At 64.6% G+C, this 19706-nt stretch carries 20 protein-coding genes; 9 read left to right on the forward strand and 11 right to left on the reverse strand.

Going from position 1 to position 19706, the window contains the following annotated elements:
• Window positions 1-134 precede the first annotated feature (134 nt).
• On the forward strand, window positions 135-857 hold the full coding sequence (locus ACM62G_RS19075; RefSeq protein WP_273825926.1) for a response regulator: 723 nt from the start codon (window positions 135-137) through the stop codon (window positions 855-857).
• Window positions 854-2464 (forward strand): ATP-binding protein, encoded by a 1611-nt coding sequence (locus ACM62G_RS19080; protein ID WP_419735343.1) that lies wholly within the window; start codon window positions 854-856, stop codon window positions 2462-2464. The genes ACM62G_RS19075 and ACM62G_RS19080 overlap by 4 nt, the downstream gene beginning before the upstream one ends.
• Before the next feature lie 15 nt (window positions 2465-2479).
• On the opposite strand, the gene ACM62G_RS19085 is transcribed toward ACM62G_RS19080, so the two are convergent.
• Entirely contained in the window at window positions 2480-3205 is a 726-nt protein-coding gene (locus ACM62G_RS19085) for a 4'-phosphopantetheinyl transferase family protein (RefSeq protein WP_419735344.1), read from the reverse strand.
• Window positions 3206-3417: 212 nt separating this feature from the next.
• Between ACM62G_RS19085 and ACM62G_RS19090 the strand changes: the two genes are divergently transcribed.
• Together ACM62G_RS19090 and ACM62G_RS19095 are read left to right on the forward strand one after the other, a co-directional pair.
• Window positions 3418-4095 (forward strand): response regulator, encoded by a 678-nt coding sequence (locus ACM62G_RS19090; RefSeq protein ID WP_054057130.1) that lies wholly within the window; start codon window positions 3418-3420, stop codon window positions 4093-4095.
• The gene (locus tag ACM62G_RS19095; protein ID WP_273825929.1) at window positions 4092-5441 is read left to right on the forward strand and encodes an ATP-binding protein; all 1350 of its coding nucleotides are present in this window, start codon (window positions 4092-4094) and stop codon (window positions 5439-5441) included. Before ACM62G_RS19090 ends, ACM62G_RS19095 begins: the two co-directional genes overlap by 4 nt.
• 4 nt (window positions 5442-5445) lie before the next feature.
• Here the strand turns inward: ACM62G_RS19095 and ACM62G_RS19100 are convergent, their stop codons facing one another.
• Window positions 5446-6444: an AraC family transcriptional regulator gene (locus ACM62G_RS19100; protein ID WP_419735345.1), complete on the reverse strand. Its 999-nt coding sequence runs from the start codon at window positions 6442-6444 to the stop codon at window positions 5446-5448.
• Window positions 6445-6777: 333 nt separating this feature from the next.
• Here ACM62G_RS19100 and ACM62G_RS19105 point away from each other — a divergent pair, with 333 nt between their 5' ends.
• Both ACM62G_RS19105 and ACM62G_RS19110 read left to right on the forward strand, forming a co-directional pair.
• Entirely contained in the window at window positions 6778-8109 is a 1332-nt protein-coding gene (locus tag ACM62G_RS19105; protein ID WP_054057133.1) for a dicarboxylate/amino acid:cation symporter, read from the forward strand.
• A gap of 153 nt (window positions 8110-8262) precedes the next feature.
• On the forward strand, window positions 8263-9480 hold the full coding sequence (locus ACM62G_RS19110; protein WP_419735346.1) for a CaiB/BaiF CoA transferase family protein: 1218 nt from the start codon (window positions 8263-8265) through the stop codon (window positions 9478-9480).
• 73 nt (window positions 9481-9553) lie between these two features.
• On the opposite strand, the gene ACM62G_RS19115 is transcribed toward ACM62G_RS19110, so the two are convergent.
• Window positions 9554-10048 carry a SprT family zinc-dependent metalloprotease gene (locus tag ACM62G_RS19115; RefSeq protein WP_054057148.1) on the reverse strand — a complete coding sequence of 165 codons (495 nt, stop codon included), beginning with the start codon at window positions 10046-10048 and terminating at the stop codon, window positions 9554-9556.
• 131 nt (window positions 10049-10179) lie between these two features.
• The gene (locus ACM62G_RS19120) at window positions 10180-10782 is read right to left on the reverse strand and encodes a Yip1 family protein (RefSeq protein WP_054057135.1); all 603 of its coding nucleotides are present in this window, start codon (window positions 10780-10782) and stop codon (window positions 10180-10182) included.
• A 400-nt stretch (window positions 10783-11182) separates the two neighbouring features.
• Here ACM62G_RS19120 and ttcA point away from each other — a divergent pair, with 400 nt between their 5' ends.
• The gene (ttcA, locus tag ACM62G_RS19125; RefSeq protein WP_017902139.1) at window positions 11183-12007 is read left to right on the forward strand and encodes a tRNA 2-thiocytidine(32) synthetase TtcA; all 825 of its coding nucleotides are present in this window, start codon (window positions 11183-11185) and stop codon (window positions 12005-12007) included.
• Between the two features lie 10 nt (window positions 12008-12017).
• The gene (locus ACM62G_RS19130; RefSeq protein ID WP_419735347.1) at window positions 12018-12689 is read left to right on the forward strand and encodes a DNA-3-methyladenine glycosylase I; all 672 of its coding nucleotides are present in this window, start codon (window positions 12018-12020) and stop codon (window positions 12687-12689) included.
• Window positions 12690-12710: 21 nt separating this feature from the next.
• Here ACM62G_RS19130 and ACM62G_RS19135 read toward each other — a convergent pair whose 3' ends face one another.
• Genes ACM62G_RS19135 through arsC form a run of 3 tightly spaced genes read right to left on the reverse strand, consistent with a single transcriptional unit; the run spans window position 12711 to window position 14084 of the window.
• Entirely contained in the window at window positions 12711-13136 is a 426-nt protein-coding gene (locus ACM62G_RS19135; protein ID WP_273825932.1) for a DUF2069 domain-containing protein, read from the reverse strand.
• Window positions 13129-13734 carry an NAD(P)H:quinone oxidoreductase gene (gene wrbA, locus ACM62G_RS19140; protein WP_054057138.1) on the reverse strand — a complete coding sequence of 202 codons (606 nt, stop codon included), beginning with the start codon at window positions 13732-13734 and terminating at the stop codon, window positions 13129-13131. The genes ACM62G_RS19135 and wrbA overlap by 8 nt, the downstream gene beginning before the upstream one ends.
• Complete coding sequence (gene arsC, locus ACM62G_RS19145) at window positions 13731-14084, reverse strand: arsenate reductase (glutaredoxin) (protein WP_419735348.1); 354 nt, start codon at window positions 14082-14084, stop codon at window positions 13731-13733. The genes wrbA and arsC overlap by 4 nt, the downstream gene beginning before the upstream one ends.
• A 115-nt stretch (window positions 14085-14199) precedes the next feature.
• Between arsC and ACM62G_RS19150 the strand changes: the two genes are divergently transcribed.
• Window positions 14200-14661 carry a TlpA disulfide reductase family protein gene (locus ACM62G_RS19150; RefSeq protein ID WP_054057140.1) on the forward strand — a complete coding sequence of 154 codons (462 nt, stop codon included), beginning with the start codon at window positions 14200-14202 and terminating at the stop codon, window positions 14659-14661.
• Window positions 14662-14721: 60 nt separating this feature from the next.
• On the opposite strand, the gene ACM62G_RS19155 is transcribed toward ACM62G_RS19150, so the two are convergent.
• The 4 genes from ACM62G_RS19155 to ACM62G_RS19170 form a co-directional block, all read right to left on the reverse strand.
• The gene (locus ACM62G_RS19155; RefSeq protein WP_054057141.1) at window positions 14722-15126 is read right to left on the reverse strand and encodes an META domain-containing protein; all 405 of its coding nucleotides are present in this window, start codon (window positions 15124-15126) and stop codon (window positions 14722-14724) included.
• Window positions 15126-15560, reverse strand: a complete 435-nt coding sequence (locus ACM62G_RS19160; RefSeq protein ID WP_273825934.1) for a hypothetical protein — start codon at window positions 15558-15560, stop codon at window positions 15126-15128. Before ACM62G_RS19160 ends, ACM62G_RS19155 begins: the two co-directional genes overlap by 1 nt.
• Window positions 15561-15657: 97 nt before the next feature.
• Window positions 15658-16647: a 2-hydroxyacid dehydrogenase gene (locus ACM62G_RS19165; protein WP_054063108.1), complete on the reverse strand. Its 990-nt coding sequence runs from the start codon at window positions 16645-16647 to the stop codon at window positions 15658-15660.
• A gap of 66 nt (window positions 16648-16713) precedes the next feature.
• On the reverse strand, window positions 16714-19467 hold the full coding sequence (locus ACM62G_RS19170; RefSeq protein ID WP_273825935.1) for a response regulator: 2754 nt from the start codon (window positions 19465-19467) through the stop codon (window positions 16714-16716).
• Window positions 19468-19706 lie beyond the last annotated feature (239 nt).

Raw genomic sequence — 19706 nt, forward strand, 5'->3', positions numbered from 1 at the left:
CTGATTCAAGCCTGTGTGCTATTGCCGCACCGTTGCTACAATCGGCCGGTCACATGCTTTGATCATCCGCCCGAATCATTACAAAAAGACGGACGGAGCCTTTCCCAACCGATATGCGTACGTAGAGGTAGCCCGTGGAGCAAGAGGCCTGGCAGGTATTGATAGTCGAGGATGACGAGCGTCTGGCCGAACTGACCCGCGAGTACCTCGAGGGCAATGGCTTGCGGGTTTCCATCGAGGGCAACGGCGCCCTGGCGGTCGAGCGAATCGTGCGCGAGCAGCCGGACCTGGTGATCCTCGACCTGATGCTGCCCGGCGAGGACGGCCTGAGCATCTGCCGCAGGGTCCGTGATACGTATGACGGGGTGATCCTCATGCTCACCGCGCGTACCGATGACCTCGACCAGATCCAGGGCCTGGACCTGGGCGCCGACGACTACGTCTGCAAGCCCGTACGCCCGCGCCTGCTGCTGGCGCGGATCCAGGCGTTGCTGCGGCGCAGCGAGCCGTCCGAGGGCGCCACGCCGCCGGTCCGCCGCCTGCAGTTCGGCCCGCTGGTGATCGATGAGGCCCTGCGCGAGGCCTGGTTGGACCAGGCCGGCATCGAACTGACCAGTGCCGAATTCGACCTGCTGTGGCTGCTGGTGGCCAACGCCGGGCGGATTCTGTCCCGGGAAGAGATCTTCACCGCGCTGAGGGGCATCGGCTACGACGGCCAGGACCGCTCCATCGATGTGCGCATTTCGCGCATCCGCCCGAAGATCGGTGATGACCCCGAACACCCGCGGCTGATCAAGACCATTCGCAGCAAGGGCTATCTGTTCGTGCCGGAAGCGGCGGCAGAACGGGTCCTGTGAACTCGATCTTCCTGCGCATCTATGGCGGCATGTGTGCCGCCCTGGTGCTGGTGGCGCTGCTTGGCGTGCTGGCCTTTCACCTGCTCAACGAGGTGCGTGGCGAGCAGTACCGCGAGCGGCTGGCCCACGGGACCTTTTCACTGATGGCCGACAACCTGCAGCCGATGGCCGACATCGAGCGTCGTCGGGCCCTGGTGGTGTGGGAGCGCCTGCTGGGTATCCCGCTGTCGCTGCAGTCGATCAGTGCCGCCGGCCTCGATCTCGGGCAGCGCACCCGGGTGCTGCGCGGCCAGGCCCTGGTGGTACAGAGCGGCCCGCATGCCGCGCGGGTCTACCGCCTGATCAGTGAGCAGGAGCAGTTGCTGCTGGCCGGGGACGTCCAGCAGATCAGCGAGCAACTGGCGCGGGCCACCATCTATCTGCTGGCCGATGAGCTGGTGCGCTACCCGGTCGCCGAGCAGCCGGCCCGCCTGGCCGCCTTGAAGACGGACAAGGGCTTCGGCTTCGACATGCGCCTGGTGGGGCTCGACCGGGCGGACATGGATGAGGACCAGCGCCGGCGCATCACCGAGGGTGATACGGTCATGGCCCTGGGCAAGGGCGGTGATTCGATCCGGGTATTTGCCGGGGTGGCGGGAACGCCCTGGGTCCTGGAGATCGGCCCGCTGTACCAGATGAACCCTTATCCGCCGCAGTGGCTGGTGCTGATCGCGGTGCTGGGGCTGAGCCTGATCGGCCTGATCGTCTACCTGCTGGTCCGCCAGTTGGAGCGGCGCTTGCGTGGCCTGGCCTCGGCCGCCACGCGAATCGCCCAGGGCAGCCTGGAAACCCGCGTCCCGGCCGGCGGTGCGGATTCCATCGGGCGCCTGGCCGGGGCCTTCAATGACATGGCCGAACACCTGCAACGTTCGCTGATGATCCAGCGCGAGCTGGTGCGGGCGGTCTCCCATGAGCTGCGTACGCCGGTGGCGCGCCTGCGTTTCGGCCTGGAAATGGTCGGGGATGCGGCCACCGAGCAGGCCCGCGTCAAATACCTGGAAGGGATGGACAACGATATCCAGGACCTGGATCGCCTGGTGGATGAGATGCTCACCTATGCGCGGCTGGAGCAGGGCTCGCCGGCGCTGAACTTTCAGCGCATCGATCTCGATGCCATGGTCAACCAGGTGATCGGCGAACTGGCGCCGTTGCGCGCCGAGGTCCGGGTTTCACGGGGCATCTGCCTGTCGGCGGCAGACTGTGACGACGCCTGGGTCGAGGCCGAGCCGCGCTACCTGCACCGGGCGCTGCAGAACCTGGTCACGAATGCCATGCGCCATGCGCAGTCGCAGGTCAGCATCAGTTACCAGGTGGGGCAACTGCGTTGCCGGATCGATGTCGAGGATGACGGTCCCGGCGTACCGGAGAGTGCCTGGGAACGGATCTTCACCCCGTTCATGCGCCTGGACAACAGCCGTACGCGGGCTTCGGGCGGGCATGGGCTGGGGTTGTCGATCGTCCGGCGGATCATTCACTGGCACGATGGGCGGGCGCTGATCGGCAAGAGCAAGAACCTGGGCGGGGCCTGTTTCAGCCTGAGCTGGCCGCGGCATCAGGAGAAAGTCTGAGGAGCACCGCCGGATTCAGGCCGCAATGCTGACCAGGCTCAGCAGATGTTCCCCTTGCACCACGTACTGGGCATCCAGCTCGGTACCCTGGCGCCATTCGCCGGAGAGGTCGGTCAGCAGGCGCATCCGCACCTGCCCCCGTGTGTCCCACTCCAGCACTTCGGCATGCTCGAAATAGAAACGCTGCAGTACCAGCGGGTACAGCGCCTTGAACAGGCTTTCCTTGACCGAGAAGGTCAGGGTCACCGCCAGGGAGACCCGTTCGGCGGGGCCGGTCGCCAGGCGTTGCAACTCGTCCGGCGTGAGGATTTCGCCGGCCAGGCGTTCGGCCCGTTCGTGGGGCAACAGGTTTTCCAGGTCCATCCCCAGGCCGCGCCAGTGCTGTTTGTCGGCGACGATGGCGGCGGCCCGCCCGGTGCCATGGGTGATCGAGCCACAGGCATGGCCTGGCCAGACGGGCGCGCGGTCTTCCCCGATGGCCGGTACGCAGTCGGTGCCGTCCAGCTTCAACAGCGCGGCGCGGGCGCAGATGCGACCGGCGAGGAATTCGGCCTGGCGCTTGGCAACCGAGCGCTGGATACTCGCCGGCGCCGCGATCCGGCTGCGCTGGAAGTCGTCCGGCGCCAGTCGTGTCGGGTCGAAGTGGGTGCCCAGCAGCACGCTGTGGGGCACGGCCACGGGCAGCGGCCAATGGTCGTCGAGTGGTGTGCAGCAGGCGGGGAGGATATGGGGTGGATTCATGCCGGACATTCTGCCGGCTCGGGCCGGGGCTGGATAGTGGCGAATTCGATTCGGGCTGTGTTCAGGGGGAGTTCAGGGCCACTTGGGTACCCTGTAACGGTGATGATGCGCCGGGTCTGCAAGTGCTGGTTGGCCGTATCTTTTACGAAACACTTTGGCAGAACTGAGTTACCGTTAGTGGTGATGCAATGCCCGTATCGTTGGAGAGCGTTATGAAGTTGCTGGTGGTAGAAGATGAGGCGTTGCTGCGCCATCACTTGCAGACCCGGCTGACCGACAGCGGCCATGTGGTCGAGGCGGTGGGCAATGCCGATGAGGCGCTGTACCAGACCGAACAGTTCAATCATGACCTGGCGGTGATCGATCTTGGCCTGCCCGGCATGGGCGGGCTGGACCTGATCCGCCAGTTGCGCACCCGTGGCAAGGCCTTCCCGATCCTGATCCTGACCGCTCGCGGCAATTGGCAGGACAAGGTCGAGGGGCTGGCCGCCGGGGCCGATGACTATGTGGTCAAGCCTTTCCAGTTCGAGGAGCTGGAGGCGCGGATGAACGCCTTGCTGCGGCGCTCCAGCGGTTTTACCCAGTCGACCATCACCGCCGGTCCCCTGTTGCTCGACCTCAACCGCAAGCAGGCCTCGCTCGATGAGCAGCCGCTGGCCCTGACGGCCTATGAGTACCGGATCCTCGAGTACCTGATGCGCCACCATCAGCAGGTGGTCGCCAAGGACCGTCTGATGGAACAGTTGTACCCGGATGACGACGAGCGTGATCCGAACGTGATCGAGGTGCTGGTCGGTCGCCTGCGGCGCAAGCTGGAGGGGCCGGTCGGCTTCAAGCCGATCGATACCGTGCGTGGCCTGGGCTACATGTTCAACGAGCGCTGCCGATGATTCGTTCGCTACGGGTGCGGCTGATGCTGGCCGCCACGACCCTGGCGATTCTGTTCATGCTGGCGCTGCTGCCCGCGATGCAGGGGGCCTTCAGTCTGGCCTTGCAGGACGCTATCGAGCAGCGGCTGGCCTCGGATGTCACCACGCTGATTTCCGCGGCGCGGGTGGACAACAAGAAGCAACTGCAGATGCCCACCCTGCTGCCCGACGAGCAGTTCAACCTGCCGGACAGTCGCCTGCTCGGTTATATCTACGACCGCGACGGTCGCCTGGTCTGGCGCTCGCGGGCGACCCAGGAAGAGAACATCAACTACAAACCGCGTTATGACGGCCGGGGCAACGAATTCGCGAAGATCCGCGAAGACAACGGCAACGAGTTCTTCGTCTATGACGTCGAGGTCAAGCTGCTGGGCGGCAAGAGCGCGGCCTACAGCTTCGTCGCCCTGCAGCCGATGCGTGAATACAAGATGACCCTCGCCGGCCTGCGCGAGAAGCTCTACCTGGGCTTCGGCGCGGCGCTGTCGGTGCTGTTGGCGTTGCTGTGGATCGGTCTGACCTGGGGCCTGCGGGCGTTGCGGCGGCTGAGCCAGGAACTGGACGAGATCGAAAGCGGTGAACTGCAGAGCCTCAGCGAGGAGCATCCGCGCGAGCTGTTGCGCCTGACCGGCTCCCTCAACCGCCTGCTGCGTAGCGAGCGCGAGCAGCGCAGCCGCTATCGCGATTCCCTGGACGACCTGGCCCACAGCCTGAAAACGCCGCTGGCGGTGCTGCAAGGTGTCAGTGAGGGGATGGCGCAGCGTCCGCAGGACCGCGACCAGGCGAGGATCCTGCAAAGCCAGATCGAGCGCATGAACCAGCAGATCAGCTACCAGTTGCAGCGCGCCAGCCTGCGCAAGAGCGGCCTGGTGCGACATCAGGTCGAGCTGCGGCCGGTGCTCGACAGCCTCTGCAGCACCCTGGACAAGGTCTACCGTGACAAGCGGGTGCGGGTCGACATCGATGTGCCCGAGTTCAGCCATGTGCCGATCGAGCAGGGCGCCCTGCTGGAACTGCTCGGCAACCTGCTGGAAAACGCCTACCGGCTATGCCTGAGCCAGGTGCGCATCAGCCTGCGCCGTGGTTTGCAGGGGATCGAGGTGTATGTCGAGGACGATGGCCCCGGGGTGCCGCCGGACCAGCGGGCGCGGATTCTCCAGCGCGGCGAACGTCTGGATCGCCAGCATCCGGGGCAGGGGATCGGCCTGGCAGTGGTCAAGGACATCATCGAAAGCTACGACGCCGAGCTGACCCTGGGTGACTCACCCCTGGGCGGGGCATCGTTCCGCATCCACTTCCCGACGCCCTGATGGCCTACAACTCCTGGGCGCGGTAGGCGCCTGGGGTCAGGCCGGTCCACTTCTTGAATGCCCGGTGAAACGCCGAGGGCTCGGAGAACCCCAGTTGCTCGGCGATCTGTTGCAACGACAGGTCGTTACGGCCCAGATGGTAGATGGCGATATCCCGCCGCAGTTGATCCTTGAGCTCCTGGAAGCGGGTGCCTTCCTCGCGCAGATGCCGCCGCAGGGTCTGGGCACTGATGTGCAGATGCTGGGCGACGGCCTCCAGGTCCGGCCAGCGGCTGGCGTCGCGGCTGAGCAGGCGGCGCAATTGACTGCTCAGGCTGTCGCCGTCATCGGGGCGGGCCAGCAGGTCGGCCGGGGCCCGCCGCAGAAACTGCTTGAGGGTCCGTTCGTCCTGCAACAACGGCATGCCCAGGTAACGGCTGCTGAAGAGCAGGCTGCTGGTGGGGGCGCGGAATTCCAGCGGGCAGGGGAACAGCAGGTCGTACTCGCTGGCATGGGCGGGGCGCGGGTACTGAAACGTGGCCTGTTCCAGGCGGATGCGCTGGCCGACCAGCCAACTGCCGAGGCGATGCCAGATCACCAGCAGGCATTCGCAGAGGAAATGCTCCGGGTCCCAGAGATTCGAGGCATCCAGGCTCAGGCGGACCTTGTCGCCCTCGCGCGCAAGACTCAGCAGTGGCCCTTCGGGAAACAGCCGGTAGAACAGCAACCCGCGGTTGAGGGCCTTTTCCAGGTTGCTGCAATGGATCAGCGCGTGGCACATCATGGCGAAGGTGCCGCGCTGGCTGCGGCTCTGGCCGAACCCCAGGTATTCGTCATCCAGTTCCAGCCACAGGCCTTGCAGCAACTGGGTGAACTGCTCCGGGGCCAGGCGTGCCTTGGGTTCGCTCAACAGCTCCGGGGCGATGCCCAGCCGTTGCAGCAAGCCCGAGTAGGCGTAGCCCCGGCGACGTGCGCCATCCAGGGCGGCATTGGCAAAGTGGCTGGCGATGCTGCGTTCACGCATGGGGCGGTCCATGTCCATTGAATGGCGGATCTTAGTCAGGGATGTTGACGCGGAACAAGGCGGATATCCGCCAAAATCCATGGCTGCTGACAGTGGAAGGGCGGAAATCCGCCATCTATTCTGTAAGGGCTGGCTGACAGAAAACGACTGAAAGCCTGATGGCTAAAGGCTTTGACGGAATTTTCCGAAAGTGGCACGCGCTTTGCGATAGGGGAGCGGTCTGCCCACGCAGTTCGACAAACAACAAATCCCTCCGGTGCAGGAGGGTTCGTGCTTCAGGTTGCGCATCTGTCAGATGGATGACAGCTGGGTGATCTCTTGAGGAACTTTGCAATGACGACTCGTCAGCCACTGTACAAATCGCTGTATTTCCAGGTCATCGTAGCGATCGCTATCGGTATCCTGCTCGGCCATTTCTACCCACAGACCGGCGTGGCCCTCAAGCCACTGGGTGACGGCTTTATCAAGCTGATCAAAATGGTCATCGCCCCCATCATCTTCTGCACCGTGGTCAGCGGTATCGCTGGCATGCAAAGCATGAAATCGGTCGGCAAGACCGGTGGTTATGCACTGCTCTACTTTGAAATCGTCTCGACCCTCGCGCTGCTGATCGGCCTGATCGTGGTCAACGTTGTCCAGCCGGGCAACGGCATGCACATCGACGTCGCCACCCTGGACGCCAAGAAGGTCGCTGCCTACGTCACTGCCGGTGCGGACCAGAGCGTGGTCGGCTTCATCCTGAACGTGATCCCGAACACCATCGTCGGTGCCTTCGCCAACGGCGATATCCTGCAGGTGCTGATGTTCTCGGTGATCTTCGGCTTCGCCCTGCATCGCCTGGGCGACTACGGCCGTCCGTTGCTGGACCTGATCGATCGCTTCGCCCACGCGATGTTCAACATCATCAACATGATCATGAAACTGGCGCCACTGGGCGCGCTGGGTGCCATGGCCTTCACCATCGGCGCCTACGGCGTGGGCTCGCTGGTGCAACTCGGCCAGCTGATGATCTGCTTCTACATCACCTGCGTGCTGTTCGTGCTGCTGGTGCTGGGCGCCATCTGCCGTGCCCACGGTTTCAGCGTGCTGAAGCTGGTTCGCTACATCCGTGAGGAACTGCTGATCGTACTGGGGACTTCCTCCTCGGAATCGGCTCTGCCACGCATGCTGGTGAAGATGGAGCGCCTGGGCGCGAAGAAATCGGTTGTGGGCCTGGTGATTCCAACCGGCTACTCGTTCAACCTCGACGGTACCTCGATCTACCTGACCATGGCGGCCGTGTTCATCGCCCAGGCGACCGACACCCATATGGATATCACTCACCAGATCACCCTGCTGCTGGTGCTGCTGCTGTCCTCCAAGGGCGCTGCTGGCGTGACCGGCAGTGGTTTCATCGTACTGGCCGCCACCCTGTCCGCCGTAGGCCACCTGCCGGTTGCCGGCCTGGCGCTGATCCTGGGTATCGACCGCTTCATGTCCGAAGCCCGTGCCCTGACCAACCTGGTGGGCAACGCGGTGGCGACCGTGGTCGTGGCCAAGTGGGTCAAGGAACTGGACGAAGACAAGCTGCACGCGGAACTGGCTTCCGGTGGTCGCGCGATCGAAGACGAGCGCACCCTGGACGACCTGGGCGTGGCCGAAGGCCAGGCGCCAAACGTCAAGTAAGCCTCTGAGCAAGTTGAAAGAACCCATCCTCGGATGGGTTTTTTCATGCCTGTCGGTGAACGTTTGCGTCAGTCTTCCCGAGCATTGCGGTAATTGCCGTCGAGCCATGGGCTGCCTACTCTTTGAGGCATCGCGCTGATCAGGTAGGTGGCTATGCGGGAATCCGTGCAAGAGACCGCGCAAGTGCCGGCAGGGGGCCCGCTGGCCTCGCTGAAGATTCTCGATTTCTCGACGCTGCTGCCGGGGCCGTTCGCCTCGTTGTTGCTGGCGGACATGGGCGCCGAGGTCCTGCGCATCGAATCGCCCACGCGCCAGGATCTGTTGCGGGTGTTGCCCCCCCACGACCAGGGCGTTGCCGCCAGCCATGCCTATCTCAATCGCAACAAGCGCAGCCTGGCCCTGGATCTCAAACAGGCCCAAGCGCGGGCGATCGTTCATCGACTGGTGCTCGAGTACGACATCCTGCTGGAGCAATTCCGTCCCGGTGTGATGGATCGCCTGGGCCTGGGCTATGAAGCGCTCAAGCGCCTCAATCCGCGGCTGATCTACGTGGCGATCACCGGCTACGGTCAGACCGGGCCCTATCGTGATCGCGCCGGGCATGACATCAACTACCTGGCGTTGTCGGGGCTGGCCAGCTACACCGGGCGGGCGCAGGGCGGGCCCTTGCCGTTGGCAATGCAGGTGGCGGATGTGGCGGGGGGCTCCCTGCATGGGGTGGTCGGCTTGCTGGCGGCGGTGATCGCCCGGCACCAGACGGGGCAGGGGCAGTACGTCGACGTGAGCATGACCGATTGCGCGTTCAGTCTGAATGCCTTGGCTGGCGCCGGTTTTCTGGCCTGTGGCGTCGAGCCGGGACGGGAGACGCAAGTGCTCAATGGTGGCAGTTTCTATGACTATTACCGCAGTCGCGACGGGCGCTGGTTTTCTGTCGGCAGTCTGGAACCGAACTTCATGAAAGCGTTCTGTGGTGTGCTGGGGCGTCCGGAACTGGCCCGCCATGGGCTGTCGCCCGACCCTGCGCGACAACAGTGGCTCAAGCAGCAGTTGCAAGAGGAGTTCGAGAAGCATGACTACGAGGCGCTGTGCGGGTTGTTTGCCGGCATCGATGCCTGCGTCGAACCGGTGCTGGATCTGCCCGAGGCGGTCGAGCACCCGCAACTGAAGGCCCGGGGCGCCGTGGTGCAGGTGCCACGTGGAGAGGGCGGCAGCCAGGCGCAGATGGCGTGTCCGCTAAAGTTTTCCCAGGGTTTGCCGCAGCCCAGGCATATCGGGGCCGGCGTGGGCGAGCATGGGGATGAAGTATTGCGTGGGCTGGGCTACAGCGACGAGCGGATCGTGGCGTTGCGCAGGGCGGGTGTGCTGGGCTGAGCCAGGGGAGGGGCCGTGCCGGCTTTTTCGCGGGCAAGCCCGCTCCCACAAGGGCCGGTGTTGGTCTTGCCGATTACTCGACGCGGACCTCGCCACTGAACACCAGCGTCTGTCGGCAGCGCCGACACAGATAACGGCGCCCCTGGCCGACCAGCCGATGGCGTTGGGCCGAGAAGGGGAAATCACTGTCGGCACAGGGGCAGCGATAGATGTAGCGGGTCACGCTGCGCCGTTGCACTTCATAGGTGTGGCAGCGGTTGGGCGGCAGTTCATAGACGCCGCGCATGATCAGTTGCCATTCCTCGCCGTGGGGCTGGATACGGTCGCCGAACAGTTGGTGGGCAATCAGGTGGGCGACCTCGTGGGGGACGGTCTGGCGCAGGAAGTCCTCGCTGTTCTCCCGGTACAACTGTGGGTTGAAGCGCAGCAGGTTCTCGTGCAGGTGGGCGACACCGGCTTTCTGGCCCCGCAGCTTGAGACTGATGGTGGGGCGTTTGAAGGATCGTTTGAAAAAGGATTCGGCTTGCAGGAAACAGTCTTCGACGCGGGTATTGAGTTGCTCGGGCATGCTGTACATCTCTCCAGAGACGTCGAGTATGCCGCAAACCCCGGCGATTCCGAATCCGTCAGGCGCCGAATGGTCGTGCCGACATGAAGAGGCCGCCTTGCGGCGGCCTGTGTCGGCAGTTTTCTGGTTATTCAGTTGGTATAGACCGGGCCCACTCCCAGGCCCCAGACGACCACGGTGAAGGCCATGATCGCCACCAGCACGACCAGCCCGACGGCCAGTACCGAGCTGGAGAACAGGAAACCTTCGTCCGAAGGTATGTTCATGAACGTCGGCAGGCCGACGTACAGCAGGTAGACGGTGTAGCAGATCGCCGCCGTGCCGACGATCATGCCCAGCCACATGTGCGGGTAGAGCGCTGCCAGGCCGCCGATGAACAGTGGGGTGGCGGTGTAGGTGGCAAAGGCGACGCAACGCGACAGAGTGGGGTTGGCGTCGTAGGTGCGGGCCATCCAGTGGATGAACGCGCCCATCACCGCCACCCCGGCAAGCATGGCCAGGTAGGACATGATGGTCATCCAGATCGCGCTTTCCTGGGTCAGCATGACCGGCGCCCGGTTGCCGATGACCCAGCCGACCCGGGTGGTGCCGATAAAGGCGGAGACCGCAGGGATCGCGGCAAGAATCAGGGTGTGGGTGAGGTACATGTGGCCGATGCTTTCCTCGGCGTCGCCACGGATCTCCCGCCATTCCTGATCAGGATGGGTGAACAGTCCCACAACGTGATGGATCATCTCAGTCACTCCTTTCGTTATTACCATCGCCCCCCAAACGGAGCGCCGGGACAGACGGCCAGAGTAATCGGAGGTCTGGATATGTCTGCGACCTTATGTCGCAGTATAGAAAGGGCTGGGGCCAATAAAACCGGGGTTTTAGAGCAAATCGCACTGTCGGTCGTGGCTGTAATCGCGTTGTAGCATTTGGTGAAGTACCCCGGAGGGCTTCGCGGGCAAGCCCGTACCCCCAGGATCAGCGTTTCAGGGACTGCCAAGGCCTTGTGGGAGCGGGCTTGCCCGCTTGAGTGCAGCAAAAGCCCCGCCGGCAAGCCCGCGTCCGTCCGCTCCACTCCCACCCCGCTCGGTTTGTGCGTAAAATAGTCGCCTTTTTCGACACACCGCGCGGATTTCAAGGGCTATGGGCACTCTTTCGGTCAATCAGAACAAACTGCAGAAACGCCTTCGCCGGCAGGCGGGCGAGGCAGTCGCCGACTTCAACATGATCGAGGACGGTGACAAGGTGATGGTCTGCCTGTCGGGTGGCAAGGACAGCTACACCATGCTCGACGTTCTGATGCACCTGCAGAAAGTGGCGCCGATCAAGTTCGACATCGTGGCCGTGAACATGGACCAGAAGCAGCCCGGCTTCCCCGAGCACGTATTGCCCGCCTACCTGAAAGAGCTGGGTGTGGAGTATCACATCGTCGAGAAGGATACCTACTCGGTGGTCAAGGAGCTGGTACCGGAAGGCAAGACCACCTGCTCGCTGTGCTCGCGCCTGCGCCGTGGCACGCTGTATACCTTCGCCGACGAGATCGGTGCGACCAAGATGGCCCTGGGGCACCACCGCGACGATATCGTCGAGACCTTCTTCCTCAACATGTTCTACAACGGTTCGCTCAAGGCCATGCCGCCCAAGCTGCTGGCCGACGATGGCCGCAACGTGGTGATCCGGCCGCTGGCGTACTGCAGCGAGAAGGACATCCAGGCCTACTCGGACTTCAAGCAATTCCCGATCATTCCATGCAACCTCTGCGGTTCCCAGGAGAACCTGCAGCGCCAGGTGGTCAAGGAAATGCTGCAGGAGTGGGAGCGCAAGAACCCCGGCCGTACCGAGAACATCTTCCGCGGCCTGCAGAATGTCAGCCCGTCGCAACTGGCCGACCGCAACCTGTTCGATTTCGCCAGCCTGCGTATCGACGAGACCGCCGCCTCGCGTTTCGTCAATGTCGTGAACCTGTAAGGGAAGCGGCATGCGCGACTACAAGTGGCTGCACGAGTACTGCCTGAACCGTTTCGGTTCGGCAGCGGCGCTGGAGGCGCAACTGCCGGTGCCCCGGACCCCGGAGCAACTGCGTGCGCTAGGCGATGATCGCTACCTGTCGATGATCGCCCTGCGGGTGTTCCGTGCCGGGCTCAAGCACAGCCTGGTGGACGCCAAGTGGCCGGCCTTCGAGCAGGTGTTCTTCGGCTTCGATCCGGAAAAGGTGGTGCTGATGGGCGCCGAGCACCTGGAACGGCTGATGCAGGACACGCGGATCATCCGTCACCTGGGCAAGCTCAAGAGCGTGCCGCGCAATGCGCAGATGGTGTTGGACGTGGCGAAGGAGAAGGGCAGCTTCGGCAACCTGATCGCCGACTGGCCGGTGACCGAGATCACCGGTCTGTGGAAGTACCTGGCCAGGCATGGGCATCAGCTCGGTGGCCTGTCGGCACCGCGGCTGCTGCGGATGGTCGGCAAGGACACCTTCGTGCCGAGCAATGACGTGGTGGCGGCGCTCAACGCCCAGGACATCATCGACAAGGTGCCGACCAGCCTGCGCGATCTGGCGATCGTCCAGGACGCCTTCAACCAGTGGCATGCCGAGAGTGGCCGACCGATGTGCCAGTTGTCGATGATGCTGGCGTTCACCGTCAACCACTGATCCTGCTCCCACAGCGTTTCACTAAGCCGTTTGTGGCGCGCCTTCCCCGGCCAGGCGCCGATTTAACTGGTGGCGCCAGCGCACATACAGCATCGCGCTGCAGAACACTGCCAGGCTCGCGGCCATTTCCAGTACACCGAACACCTGCCGGTTCGGGTCGAAGGCCGCCAGCGCACCCTTGATGAAGTACAGGTTCACCACATAGCAGGTGAACGAGTGACCGCGGGCACTGCCGGTCAGCATCCCCGGTACCAGGGGCAGCAGCGGCACCAGCTCGATCAGCAGGATCACCCAGGGGCGGGCGCCGTGCAGGTCGGCGAATACCAGGTAATACAGGCACAGCAGACCGATCAAACCGAAGAAGCACGCCAGGGCCAGCCAGCGGCCGAACCTGACGCGCGGTTCCAGCCACTCCTGGCTGGGCAGTACCTTGGGCTTCCTAGCCACGACCTTTCTCCAGTTGCAACGCCGTCTTCGCCAGGCGCTGGCCGAGAGCGCGGCACAGGGCGATTTCATGTTCGTCCAGCGGGCGCTTGCCATCGCTGCCGGTGTGGTGGCTGGCACCATAGGGCGTTCCGCCGCCACGGGTATCGAGCAGTGCCGATTCGCTGTAGGGCAGGCCGGTGATCAGCATGCCGTGATGCAGCAAGGGCAGCAGCATCGACAGCAGGGTGCTTTCCTGGCCGCCGTGCAGGCTGGAGGTGGAGGTGAACACCGCCCCCGGCTTGCCCACCAGGGCGCCGGTCAGCCACAGGTTGCTGGTGCCGTCGATGAAGTACTTCAGCGGCGCCGCCATGTTGCCAAAGCGGGTCGGGCTGCCCAGCGCCAGGGCCGAACAGTGCTTCAGGTCGTCGAGGCTGGCATACAGCGCGCCTTCCTCGGGGATGGCCGGCGCCACCGCCTCGCATTCGCTGGAGATCGCCGGAACGGTGCGCAGGCGTGCCTCCAGGCCGGCCTGCTCGACGCCACGGGCAATCTGCCGGGCCATTTCGCGGGTGGAGCCGTTGCGGCTGTAGAACAGCACCAGAACGTACGGCTCGCTCACGGCAGGATCTCCAGTACCTTCTCCGGCGGCCGGCCAATGATGGCCTTGTCGCCAGCGACCAGGATCGGCCGTTCCATCAGCTTCGGATGGGCGGCAATGGCGGCGATCAATTGCTCATCGCCGAGCTGGCTGTCGGCCAGGTTCAGGCTCTGGTACTCGTCTTCGCCGCTGCGCAGCAGTTGTCGGGCGCTGATGCCGAGCTTGCCCAGCAGGCTGCGCAACTGGGGCGCGTCGAGCGGGGTTTCCAGGTAGCGCACCACGGTCGGGGCCAGGCCACGGGCTTCGAGCAGTTCCAGCGCACCACGGGATTTCGAGCAGCGCGGGTTGTGATAGAGCGTCAGATCGGTCATGTGCGGGTCGCATCTTGCGTAAGGTGGCGGGTATTCTACCTGCCTGGCGAGCGCTCCTGAACCGTACGAGGTAAATGGTCGCAGTCGATGACTCATTTGACGGGGGATTGCACACATGGCAAGGCGATTGGCAGCCGTACTGGCGATGATGGGCGCGCTGCTGCTCAGCGGTTGCGGTAATGACTACGGGGTTGACCAACACGGCCAGAAGGTGGCGGCCGAGCGCCTGGACAAGCACTGGAAGGTGGTCAACTACTGGGCGGAATGGTGCGGCCCGTGCCGCACCGAGATTCCCGAGCTCAATGCCCTCTCCGAACAGCTCAAGGAGCAATCGGTGGGTGTGTTCGGGGTCAACTTCGACGGTTTGCAGGGCGATGACCTGGCCAAGGCGGCCGAAGCGTTGGGGATCAGGTTCACGGTGCTGGCGCAGGACCCGGCGGATCTTTTCGAGCTGCCTCGCAGCGAGGCGTTGCCGGTGACCTACATCATCGACGACAAGGGCAAGGTGCGCGAGCAACTGATGGGGGAGCAGACCGCAGCCGGTGTGCTGGCGAAACTCAAGGCGCTCAAGGGCTGAGCGCTAACCCGGCAGACGTCACGGCGCCTTGGGTGAAGGCGCCGCGCAACGGCCGGGCCGTCAGCCTTCTTCAGACCACAGGCGCAGTGGTTGGCCCTGGGCTGGCCAGAAGCGTACCTGTTCGACGGGGGAGATGTCCCAGCGCTGAACGTTTTCCAGCGCCTGCAGGAAGCGTTTCTCCTGCTCCATCAGGGCAGGGGCGCAGAGTTTGCGGGTGCTGCCGACCTTGCCGAAGCTCAGGTTGTCGCCGTCCAGGGTGTAGGGGGCGAACCAGTGGTTGCAACCGCCGCTGCCATAGGCCCGGCCGTCATCGCCAAGGGTGACGGTCAGGTGGCTGTTGTCGATCAGTGGACGTTCGCCGATCCACTCCAGCACATAGCTGTGATCCTGTTGCAGGTGCACACGGTCGCCGGCACAGCCCAACAGGCTGGTGGCCAGCATCCCCAGAATCACCGCTTGTTTCATCATATTGCCTCCTGGCATTTCGGGCAGAGGTGCTTCTCGCCCTGGGTGGTCCAGCCCAGCTCGGCGATACGGGCCGTGGCTGCGGGTTTCTGTGCCGAGGTGCCGAGCTTGGCGTCCACGGCGAATTCGAAGTCCAACTGTTTGGCGCAGCTGTCGCAATTGACCTGCCACTGGTGGATGGCCAACTCGCCGAACACCGGCCCACGGGCCATGGCGGTCCACTGCCCGGGCGGGTTGATCAGGTGCCTTACGGTTTCGACGGTCAGGCGCATGGACAGGTCACGGCTGCCCTTGAGGGTGACCAGCAGCACGTCGTCGATGCGGATCGAGCCACCGTTGCCGGTGACCTGGTAGCGACCCGGCACCAGGGCGCGGCATTCGGTCAGGGTGTGTTGCGGGTTCATCAGGCTGTAGCGGAAATCGTGTTCGACCATGGGTCCTCCAAATATGGCCGATATGCTAGCACGCAGAGGCCCGACCGATGGCAGCCGCTTGCGACCTTCGATCCGGTTGGCCGGGCTTTCCCGCCGATCAGCCCTCCACCAGGTTCTGCGGCCGGCCGGCTTGCCAGGCGGCGATGTTGTCCAGGGTGGTGGCGGCGATCGCCGCCAGGGCTTCCTGGGTCAGGAAGGCCTGGTGCGCGGTGACGATCACATTGGGAAAGGTCAGCAGCCGCGCCAGCACGTCGTCCTGCAGCGGCAGGTCGGAGCGGTCCTCGAAGAACAGTTGGGCCTCCTCCTCGTAGACGTCCAGCCCGAGGTAGCCGAGCTGGCCATCCTTGAGCGCGTCGATCAGGGCCGGCGTGTCCACCAGGCCGCCGCGCCCGGTATTGATCAGCATGGCCCCGGGCTGCAGGTGGGCGAGGCTGTCGCGGTTGATCAGGTAGCGGGTGTCGGCGGTCAGCGGGCAATGCAGGCTGATGATCCGCGACTGGGCGAGCAGTTCCGGCAGTTCCAGGTAGCGGGCGCCGAGGGCCAGGACCTCCGGGTTCGGGTAGGGGTCGTAGGCCAGCAGCTGGCAGCCGAAGCCGGCCATGATCCGTGCGAAGGTCGCGCCGATCTGGCCGGTACCGACGATGCCGACGGTCTTGCCAGCGAGGTCGAAGCCGGTCAGTCCGTGCAGGCTGAAGTCGCCCTCGCGGGTACGGTTGTAGGCCCGGTGCAGGCGACGGTTGAGCGCGAGGATCAGCGCCACCGCATGTTCGGCCACGGCGTGGGGCGAGTAGGCGGGTACGCGGACCACGCTCAGGCCCAGGCGCCGGGCGGCGGTCAGGTCGACGTGGTTGTAGCCGGCCGAACGCAGCGCGATCAGGCGGGTGCCGCCGGCGGCCAGTTGTTCCAGTACCGGGGCGCTCAGGTCATCGTTGATGAAGGCGCAGACCACCTCGTGCCGCTCGGCCAGGGGCGCGGTATCCACGCTCAGGCGCGCGGCCTGGAAGTGCAGTTCGAGGCCGGCGGGCGGGGCGCTGGCCTGGAAACTGTCGCGGTCGTAGGTCTGGCTGCTGAAGAGTATTCCACGCATGACGATTTTCCTTTCGAAAGTGACCGGCAGCCTAGCGCCGCTCACCTGGGCGTGTATTGCCGTGGATCAGGCGCTGACCCGGGCCTCGATGGCCAGGCGGGCGATCGCCATGTCCAGCTCGTCCAGGGCCTGGTGGGCGTTGGCATCGTCCTGCTTGAGCAGGGTCTCGCTGCGCTGGCAGGCCGCGCGCAACTGCGGTACGCCGCAGTAGCGGGTGGCGCCATGCAGGCGATGGACGCGCTCGATCAGGCCATTGTTGTCCTGGGCCTCGCGGGCTGAACGGATCGCCTCGCGGTCGGCATCCAGCGAGGCCAGCAGCATCGCCAGCATGTCGGCGGCCAGGTCGGCCTTGCCGGCAGCCAGGCGCAGGCCTTCTTCCGGGTCGAGCACCAGCAGCTCGGCAGCGTTGCTGCCGGCGTCGCCGCCACGTTCCTGGCTCTGGTTGCGCAGGGCCAGACCGGTCCATTTCAGCACCACCTGGGCCAGTTGGCGTTCGCTGATGGGCTTGGTCAGGTAGTCGTCCATGCCGCTTTGCAACAACGCCCGCTTTTCGTTGGCCATGGCGTGGGCGGTCAGGGCGACGATGGGCAGCGCGGCGCTTTGCCGTTCGTTTTCCCACTGGCGAATCGCCTCGGTCGCTTGCCGACCGTCCATGCCGGGCATCTGCACGTCCATCAGGATCAGGTCGAAACTGGCCTGCTGTACCGCATCGATCGCCGCGTAGCCGCTATCGACCGCCAGCACCTCGGCGCCCATGTCTTCGAGCAGTGTCTGCACCAGCAGCAGGTTGGCCGGGTTGTCGTCCACGCACAGCACCCGTGGCGCCCGGCTGCCAAGCGGTTCGCTGGGCTCCAGGCGTGCCGGGCGCGGGGCGATCAGGTCCGACAGAGCCCGACGCAGCTTGCGGGTGCAGGCCGGTTTGGCCTGGAGCTGGTTGTGCGGGTTGGGCACCGAGAGATGGAACAGGGTCTGTTCGGTGGTCGGGCACAACACCAGCACCCGGCAGCCGAGGTGTTCCAGGTCCCAGATGTGCTGGTTCAGCCGCTCTGGCGGCATGTCCTGGGCCGTGACGCCGAGGACTGCGAGGTCGATGGCCTGTTCGGTCTGGTGGGTGCCGGTGACGCCGTTGGCCAGGCCCGGCAGGCTGTTGAACGGAATCACCTCCAGGCCGCAGTCTTCCAGTTGGTGCTGCAAGGCCTGGCGCGCCAGTTCGTGGTGTTCCAGTACGGCGACGCGTCGACCGAGCAGCGGCGCGGCAGGCAGGTCCTCGATATCGTCGCGGGTCTTGGGCAGGCTCAGGCTGATCCAGAACTCGGAGCCTTCGCCCGGCGTGCTGTCGACGCCGATCTCGCCGCCCATCTGCTCGATCAGGCGCTTGGAGATCACCAGGCCAAGGCCGGTACCGCCGGGTTGCCGGGACAGCGAGTTGTCGGCCTGGCTGAAGGCCTGGAACAGCGCCCGCACATCCTGGCTCGACAGGCCGATGCCGGTGTCCTGCACGCTGATGCGCAGTTGCACGCTGTCCTCGTGTTCCTCTTCGAGCATGGCCCGGGCGACGATGGTGCCTTCGCGGGTGAACTTGATGGCGTTGCTCACCAGATTGGTGAGGATCTGCTTGAGTCGCAGCGGGTCGCCGATCAATGACAACGGGGTGTCGCGATAGACCAGGCTGACCAGTTCCAGCTGTTTGGCATGGGCCGCCGGGGCGAGGATGGTCAGGGTATCCTGCAGCAGGTCGCGCAGGTTGAACGGAATGCTGTCGAGCACCAGCTTGCCGGCTTCGATCTTCGAGAAGTCGAGGATCTCGTTGATGATGCCCAGCAGGCTGTCGGCGGACTTTTCGATGGTGCTCAGGTAATCCAGCTGGCGCGGCGTCAGCTCGCTTTTCTGCAGCAGATGGGTGAAGCCGAGGATGCCATTGAGCGGGGTGCGGATCTCGTGGCTCATGTTGGCGAGGAATTCGGACTTTATCCGGCTGGCTTCCAGGGCTTCCTTGCGTGCCAGGTCGAGTTCGATGTTCTGGATCTCGATGGTTTCCAGGTTCTGGCGCACGTCCTCGGTGGCCTGGTCGATGCTGTGCTGCAACTCTTCCTGGGCGTTCTGCAGGGTCTCGGCCATGCGGTTGATACCCGAGGCCAATTGATCCAGTTCCTGGCTGCCGAGCGCCGGCAGGCGGGTTTCCAGGTTGCCATCCTTGAGTTGCGCGACGGCCTGCCGGATTTTGCTGATCGGGGCATTGATGGTGCGGCTCATGCGCAGGGCCAGCAGCGCGGTACCGAGCAGGCCGGTGGCGATCAGCAGCAGGCTGGCGAACAGGCTGCGGTAGCCGCGCAGCAGCATGCCGTTGTGCGACAGCTCCAGCTCGACCCAGCCCAGCAGCCGGTCGGCCTCGTCGGGGACCGGTTCGCCGGCCATGCTGCGATGCCGTCCGAACACCGGCAGCAGGTAGCGGGTGGCATCGTTGCCGCTGCGTTGCAGCATGTGGCTGCTGTTGCCGGTGGGCGGCTGGTTGAGCATGCTCGGGCCGGCATGGGCCAGTTGCTCGCGATTGGCGCCGAGGAATGACACCGCGCGTACATCGGTCTGCTCCAGGGCCTGGGCGGCGACCCGCTCCAACTGTTCGCTGTCGTTGCGGCTCAGAGCCGGGGCCACCAGCGGGGCCAACTGTTCGGCGATCATTTCGCCACGCTGCAGCAGCTGGCTTTGCAGTTCCGATTGCTGCAACCAGGTGAAATACCCGCCCAGCACCAGCGCCATCAGCGTGGTCGGCAGCAGGGTGAGCAGGAGGACTCGGCCTTTGATGCCCAGGTTCTTAAGCACGCAATACTCTCCATCAGATACGGCGTTTGGCAGACACGGCGATCTTCTATTTCCGGCGAGCGCTTCCTGCGCCCGCTCCACCTGCGCAGTGTAGCCATATGAGGTGGCGGAAATCTCGCAAAGTTCGCCGGGCCGTCCATGCCTGCGGGAGCGGCATCTGACAGCCGGGCGCCGTCGCCGGCTTGTCGCGGCGGTGGCAATCTTGAATAATTGGTTATTGAGAATTGTTTGCAGACACT

The sequence above is a fragment of the Pseudomonas sp. COR18 genome (assembly GCF_048568395.1).
In the GTDB taxonomy this organism is placed as follows: domain Bacteria; phylum Pseudomonadota; class Gammaproteobacteria; order Pseudomonadales; family Pseudomonadaceae; genus Aquipseudomonas; species Aquipseudomonas fuscovaginae_B.

Excerpts from the sequence above, each read along its gene's own strand:
- ACM62G_RS19150 (WP_054057140.1), top strand. The coding sequence starts at position 14,200 with ATGGCAAGGCGATTGGCAGCCGTACTGGCGATGATGGGCGCGCTGCTG.
- ACM62G_RS19105 (WP_054057133.1), top strand. The coding sequence starts at position 6,778 with ATGACGACTCGTCAGCCACTGTACAAATCGCTGTATTTCCAGGTCATC.
- ACM62G_RS19160 (WP_273825934.1), bottom strand. The coding sequence starts at position 15,560 with ATGGTCGAACACGATTTCCGCTACAGCCTGATGAACCCGCAACACACC.
- ACM62G_RS19130 (WP_419735347.1), top strand. The coding sequence starts at position 12,018 with ATGCGCGACTACAAGTGGCTGCACGAGTACTGCCTGAACCGTTTCGGT.
- ACM62G_RS19090 (WP_054057130.1), top strand. The coding sequence starts at position 3,418 with ATGAAGTTGCTGGTGGTAGAAGATGAGGCGTTGCTGCGCCATCACTTG.
- ACM62G_RS19120 (WP_054057135.1), bottom strand. The coding sequence starts at position 10,782 with ATGATCCATCACGTTGTGGGACTGTTCACCCATCCTGATCAGGAATGG.
- arsC (WP_419735348.1), bottom strand. The coding sequence starts at position 14,084 with ATGACCGATCTGACGCTCTATCACAACCCGCGCTGCTCGAAATCCCGT.
- ACM62G_RS19100 (WP_419735345.1), bottom strand. The coding sequence starts at position 6,444 with ATGCGTGAACGCAGCATCGCCAGCCACTTTGCCAATGCCGCCCTGGAT.
- ACM62G_RS19095 (WP_273825929.1), top strand. The coding sequence starts at position 4,092 with ATGATTCGTTCGCTACGGGTGCGGCTGATGCTGGCCGCCACGACCCTG.
- ACM62G_RS19085 (WP_419735344.1), bottom strand. The coding sequence starts at position 3,205 with ATGAATCCACCCCATATCCTCCCCGCCTGCTGCACACCACTCGACGAC.
- ACM62G_RS19165 (WP_054063108.1), bottom strand. The coding sequence starts at position 16,647 with ATGCGTGGAATACTCTTCAGCAGCCAGACCTACGACCGCGACAGTTTC.
- ttcA (WP_017902139.1), top strand. The coding sequence starts at position 11,183 with ATGGGCACTCTTTCGGTCAATCAGAACAAACTGCAGAAACGCCTTCGC.
- ACM62G_RS19110 (WP_419735346.1), top strand. The coding sequence starts at position 8,263 with ATGCGGGAATCCGTGCAAGAGACCGCGCAAGTGCCGGCAGGGGGCCCG.
- ACM62G_RS19115 (WP_054057148.1), bottom strand. The coding sequence starts at position 10,048 with ATGCCCGAGCAACTCAATACCCGCGTCGAAGACTGTTTCCTGCAAGCC.
- ACM62G_RS19155 (WP_054057141.1), bottom strand. The coding sequence starts at position 15,126 with ATGAAACAAGCGGTGATTCTGGGGATGCTGGCCACCAGCCTGTTGGGC.